A 6,000-nucleotide genomic window follows, 5' to 3' on the forward strand; every position below is an offset into this window, starting at 1 on the left:
CACGGTGAGCGGGCGTTCCGCTTCCTTTTGAAGGCAGACCGGAATGGCGATTTTGCAAAGGGTCCTCATAAAGTCTGACATGGCAGCCTCCTTGTGCTTTCCCGTTCCACCAGCTCCTCCGGGACGCGGATGCCCTGTCCCTGCAAAAATCGCATAAATTCCAGCGCATAGTGGTCGGACACCGCAAATACCGCCGTGATTTTTTCAGAAAAAAGGCGGGGAAGGTTCTCACTGTAAAACGCCATTCTCTCCCTTGCCGCAGCAGGGACCTGCCAGAATAAAGTTTCTCCCGGCGCAAAGGCGCTGCGGAAACCGTCTATCCGCTCCTTGTCCATTATACCGTTTTTATCAGTACATTCTACCACTTTATGCGGTCACATGGGTGGCATTCTCTTTCACCGAATTGATCGTATCCATCAGTTCACTGCCTGTTTTGCCATCAAACAGGCGGGTAAACAGAATGGGCTGGTCAAAGGGTGGTTTCATCAGAACCGCTTTGCTTTCCACATAACCGTTCTGCTCAATGTAATGAATGACCTTCCGAACAAACGCGATCTGCTTTGCATTCAGCGATTCGTCATTGATAAATTTGGAAAATGCCTGCATGGCAGCATCGTGGTCCAGCTTTGCCACTTTACGCACCAGCAGACCAAAGGGTGTATCCCGAAACTCCCGTGCATAGTCCTCTTTGCTGCCCAGCTCACAGGTGAAGATATGTTCCAGCTCGGTATAGTCACCCCGGGAAAGCGGAATGTTCTGGGTCAGCTTGTGGATGGCCAGCGTATCGCTGCGGTGCTCCATGATGTAGCGGTTCACACGTTCCCGGTACTCGCCAAAATCGTAGCCGGGATCCAGCGTTTTGCCCTCAGTCTGTTCCAGTACCGGGTCGGCAAGGGCCGTGTAGACAGGCTTTTGCCCTTCTACACCGTCCACCAGAAACTTGATAAGCTCCCGCAGTTCCTGCCGCATTTCCTCAAAGCGGAGCAGATCGTGCGAGGTCAAAAATTCGTCTGTCTGCACCTCCCGAATGAGGGACAGCTTTGCCTGCACCTGCGGGATGGTAGCCTTCCCTTCCAGCATTGCCGCTGTATTGCGCAGCTGTTTCTGGGCGCGGCCCAGCCCCGGCAGACCTTCCAGTTCACAGAGCAGCAAGCCATACACAAAGTTATCGAACCGCTTGGCGGCTTCATCTTTGTCGTCCAGCGAGATGAGCGGTGCCACCTCTTTCATCAGAGTACCCTTGTCCGTTTCGGTCAGGCTGACAAAGGCTCCCGGCTTTTGATAGTGTTCCACGGCCTGTCGGTGCAGCCGCACGGATACCAGTTCCGGGTTCAGCGCTCCCACTTCGGCACGGCAGGTTTCTGTTAAAATTTTACGCCAGTTCTGGTATTTTTCGTCCGCATAGGCTCCATCCTGCAGCGCGGCGGCAATCCGTACCTGCTTGCAGAAAATGCTCTCGGACAGGCTTTTGGTGTCCGCGCTCTCGTAACCGTTGGGTTTCTGACGGAAAAATTCAAAGTTGCCGCAGTAGTCGAAAATCAGAAAACGCCGTTTGCCCGTATATTCGCCGTCGATGGCATCCACGCAGGCAAGGGACGGGCAGAGCCGTGTACCATGGCCGATCATCTGCCAGAACTTCGTTTTGCTGCGTACTTTTTTGAAGAGCACCAGATTCACGCACTCCGGCACATCGATGCCCGTGTCCATCATATCCACCGAGACCGCAATAAACGGCGGCTTGTCTGGCTGTTTGAAGTCGTCAATGATGGACTGCGCATAGGCATCATCGCAGACCACCCGCTGGATGAATCCCGGGTACTGGGTCTCCAGCTGCGGGTAGAGCTTGCCAAAGCGTTCCCGGATAAACTCCGCGTGGCGCTTGTTCTGGGCAAAGATGATGGTCTTGCCGATGCGGTCGCCGCCTGCCGTCTGGATGCCCCGTTCCATCAGATCTTGCAGCACCGTGTCCACGGTGTTGGCGTTGAAGATGAACTTGTTCAGCTTTTCGGATGGGATAAAGGTGGGCAGGGTGTCGTCCTCGGCAAAATCGTCCTCGTAGCGGGCCTTATCCTCCGGTGAAAGCTGGTCGTAGTGGATGCCCTCTTCTGTGAATTTCGTCTTGACCTCGTAGTTGTAGTAAGGCACCAGCACATGGTCGGTGTAGACCGCCGTATCGTAATCGTAGGCGTAGGTGGGGATGCCGTGTTCCATCTCGAAAAAGTCGTAGGTGTTGCGGTCTACATCGGTTTTCGGGGTGGCGGTCAGACCCACCAGAATCGCATCGAAATAATCAAAAATGGCGCGGTATTTCTTGAAAATGCTGCGGTGGCTCTCGTCCACGATGATAAGGTCAAAGTGGGCGGGCGAAAACAGCGGCACGCCGTCCTTGGTCTTGGCGTTGTCAATGGCGTTGAGCATGGTGGGATAGGTGGAAAGCACGATGCGCGCGGCCTTATCGTCCTTAGAGGAGCATAGGTTGCACAGCGACTGGTCGGGCAGATACTTTTTGAAGTCGTCCTTTGCCTGCTTGACCAGCGCGGTGCGGTCGGCTAGAAAAAGCACATTGGTCACATGACCGCCCCGGCTCAGCACATCGGTCAGGCTGGATGCGGTGCGGGTCTTGCCCGTGCCAGTAGCCATGACCAGCAGATTGCGCCGGAAGCCCTGCGCGATGTGGGCGCAGACAGCCCGGATGGCATTTTTCTGGTAGTAACGGTCGGTGATTTTGTCGTCAATTTCAATGGTGTCCAGCGGCTTTTTCTCGGTGCGGCGGTTCATCAGTTTCTGTAAATCGTCCTTGCAGAACACCCCGCTTACAGCACGCTGCGGGCCGCTCTGCTCATCCCAGAAATAGGTGGTGTAGCCGTTGGTGGTAAACAGCATCGGACGGCGGCCGAATTTCTGCTCCAGACAGTCTGCATAAAGCTGAGCCTGCTTGCGCCCGATGTTGGGGTCTTTGGTGCTGCGCTTGGCTTCAATGACCGCCAGCGGCAAGCCGTCTTTGCCCATCAGCACATAGTCCGCATAGCCCTTCTGCCCCAGCGCGCCGTTCATGTTGTCCACTTCGTACTCGGTGCGCACATCGGCATCCGGCCCGGTGAATTTCCAGCCCATGGCCTTGAGGTCGATGTCGATGATCTTCTGCCGCGTCTCGGCCTCGGTCAGGTCGGCGGCGGTAAAACTGCGGCTCTGCTGGTTCTGCTGTTTGCTGGCTGTGTACGCCGCCGAAAGGCTCTCCACCTGCTTGCGCAGGGCTTCCAGCTCGGCATCCTTCTGGGTCAGCAGGCTTTCCTGTTCCCGGATCTTCTTTTCGTCCAGCGTTACCTTTTCGCCGGGGATGGCTGTTTCGTCAAAGGAGCGCTCCACATAGTCCGTGCCGTAGCAGTAATCCACCCACTGGATGAAGTCGAACAGCCCCCGCAGGCTGAACACTGCATCCGCCGCCGACACACTATGCCCCGTATGTACCGCCAGATTGCCCGCCTTCACGATGCTGGGCAGCACGCTCCACACATCCCGGTCCACCGCGAACCGGAAGCTCGGCTCGTGCAGCAGGGATTGCAGGTTGTCCTTGTAGGGCATCGTGATGGTTTTATCTGCCGCATACACCCACTTCACCGCCAGCTCCAACGCCTTCCGGCACCCCACCGCGCACATCGCCGGGGAGGTGGAGAACACTTTCTCGGCCTCGATGGCAGAATTGGCGAAGAGGGAGTATTCGGGATGGGTGGAGAGATAGGAGAAGTTGGACATAAGGAGGGCTCCTTTCGATTAATTTATCTTCTTTGTGCAACCAGCTGTGTCATGACAAATTCACCATATTTTGTAAGAGACCAATACGTCTGATCAGAGTGCTTTTTCTCACTTAGCTGGATATATCCTAGAGCTTTAAATTGAACGCAAATCATCCCAAAAGAAGAATCAGTTATATTATCCACCGAAACATCTGAATATTCTGAAGTAACATTATTAGGCTTTTTTCTTGCCAAATTCTCAAAAACGCCTCGCATATCAGATTCGCTTGCTTCATTTATTAAAATCGGAGAAACCTCTGCAAATAACTCATTCCATGTTACATCTATTTCTCCCACAATATCTATGTAGCTACCTCTGTACGTTCTAGCGCTATAATCAAATCCTAGCGTTACCAAATCATCGCCCTGTTTAAGCATTGCTGTCCCTTCCGGGGCTTCCACACTGATTTTTTCTATTTTCTTTCTCAAGGCCTCGTTTTCTTTTTGAAGCCGTGCAATCTCTTTTACGGATTTTTCGTCAACTGCACTGCCTGCTTTTACCCATCCTTCTGCTGGGAAATTTTTCATTAGTTTTACCATGCTTCGAGACACAACAGAACCAAGTTCTGCCGGCGTTTCCCAGAACTTGACCAATTTCTTTTCTGCAAGTTTTTTAAATTCTTCTAGTTTCTTTTTTCCCTCGTCAGTCTGCTCACTTTTTCCAGTTGGTATGGATGCTGGATTTTTATGTACAAATGAAATGATGGGCTTCCCTGTTTTAAGAGCATATTCAAATTCCATTTGAGTATAGCTAATCCCATCAGGGCCAACACTTCCATACCGACCACCGATAATTAAAATATAGTAATCACAATCATCAATGACGCGCTTAATAAGAGACCATTGGTCTTCGCTGGATGCCGGGAAGAGTTCCATACCTGCTGGAATACAATCAAGTTCCAAAAGAGCTTGCATCACTTCTTTGCGCTCATCTTGTAGGTCATCATAAGTCGAACTAACAAAAACCTGATATCTTTTATCAGTGGTAATCATCTTTTTACTCCATTCCTGATAATTTTATGCCCATCCCAATTCTGCCGCAATTATTCCCAAGCACACGCAAAATGCCTGTTGCTGATGTTCCGCATCCAATTTATTCACAGCTTCACACAGATCATATATTGCTTTTACAGCCTTTTGAACCTCTGCATTTTGGTCTTGCTGATACTGCCACATCGTCTGCGATGGAATCGATTGATAAAAGCTCTGATTCACATAGGTCGGATTAAACATCTGATCGTAGAACTGGTTCATCGTATGTGCTCCTTTCGCATCGTCGAAATACCATATTTTTCCTCATTGTAGCATACACCTTATGGTATTTCAATGTTTTATACAAAAGGATGCAAATTTCGACATGTATTTCAGAATTTTCACCAGAATCATGGTGCTCACAGGGAAACTCCCGCCGTCACGGCTTCGCCGTGCCACCTCCCTCTAGGAGGGAGGCTTTTGCCCCACCGCTACGCCAAAGGCTCCCTCCCAGAGGGAGCTGGCAAAGCCGCTAGGCTTTGACTGAGGGAGTATCTTCCAGTTCCTGAACCCGCTTTCTGACTTCCAAAGCAATTGCACTGCAAACTTCTTGAAAGCTCTGCTCTATTTCCAGATTAGAAAACCGAATCACCTTCACACCATATTCGGCAAAAATGGCGGAGCGTTCTTTGTCGTATGCCAGTCCCTGCTCATCATAATGCTGTGAACCGTCCACTTCCACGACCAGCCTTGCAACGTGACAATAGAAATCCGCAATAAAGCCATCAATCGTTTTCTGACGCTGAAACCGCACGGGATAGCCACGCAGAAAATCATACCAGAGATGATTTTCCTGTTTGGTTGCGTCCTTGCGCAATTCTTTTGCACGAGGGATCAATTTTCCTTGATATGGCAATGACATCTGGACGCGCTCCTTTCTGGAACTCCCTCCGTCACGGCTAACGCCGCGCCACCTCCCTCTAGGAGGGAGGCTTTTGCCTTACCACCACATAAAGGCTCCCTCTCAGAGGGAGCTGTCACCGAAGGTGACTGAGGGAGTTACCCAAAATATTCCTGCATCAGCGCTTTTTCATCAATTCCAGCTTTTCAAGGCTCTGCGGCTCACTCCCTCCGTCACGGCTAACGCCGCGCCACCTCCCTCAAGGAGGGAGGCTTTTCCTCGGGCCGGAAACTTTCCCTCTTTGTCAAAAGGCTCCCTCCCAGAGGGAGCTGT

The 6,000-nt window shown here is 51.7% G+C and carries 5 protein-coding genes; all 5 read right to left on the reverse strand.

What is annotated here, in order from left to right:
• Window positions 1-65 precede the first annotated feature (65 nt).
• The 5 genes from J3352_RS12795 to J3352_RS12815 all read right to left on the reverse strand — a co-directional run bounded on the left by J3352_RS12795 (window position 66) and on the right by J3352_RS12815 (window position 5,688).
• Window positions 66-245 carry a hypothetical protein gene (locus J3352_RS12795; RefSeq protein ID WP_242651532.1) on the reverse strand — a complete coding sequence of 60 codons (180 nt, stop codon included), beginning with the start codon at window positions 243-245 and terminating at the stop codon, window positions 66-68.
• A 121-nt stretch (window positions 246-366) separates the two neighbouring features.
• Window positions 367-3,753 (reverse strand): DEAD/DEAH box helicase family protein, encoded by a 3,387-nt coding sequence (locus J3352_RS12800; RefSeq protein ID WP_005929521.1) that lies wholly within the window; start codon window positions 3,751-3,753, stop codon window positions 367-369.
• Between the two features lie 23 nt (window positions 3,754-3,776).
• A complete protein-coding gene (locus tag J3352_RS12805) occupies window positions 3,777-4,787 on the reverse strand; it encodes a DUF4062 domain-containing protein (RefSeq protein WP_005929524.1) in 1,011 nt (336 codons plus the stop codon).
• A gap of 24 nt (window positions 4,788-4,811) precedes the next feature.
• Window positions 4,812-5,048 carry a hypothetical protein gene (locus J3352_RS12810; RefSeq protein WP_005929527.1) on the reverse strand — a complete coding sequence of 79 codons (237 nt, stop codon included), beginning with the start codon at window positions 5,046-5,048 and terminating at the stop codon, window positions 4,812-4,814.
• A 250-nt stretch (window positions 5,049-5,298) separates the two neighbouring features.
• Window positions 5,299-5,688: an endonuclease domain-containing protein gene (locus J3352_RS12815; protein WP_005929530.1), complete on the reverse strand. Its 390-nt coding sequence runs from the start codon at window positions 5,686-5,688 to the stop codon at window positions 5,299-5,301.
• Between the last annotated feature and the right edge of the window lie 312 nt (window positions 5,689-6,000).

This window comes from Faecalibacterium sp. Marseille-Q4164, from assembly GCF_017377545.1.
Classification (GTDB): Bacteria; Bacillota; Clostridia; order Oscillospirales; family Ruminococcaceae; genus Faecalibacterium; species Faecalibacterium duncaniae.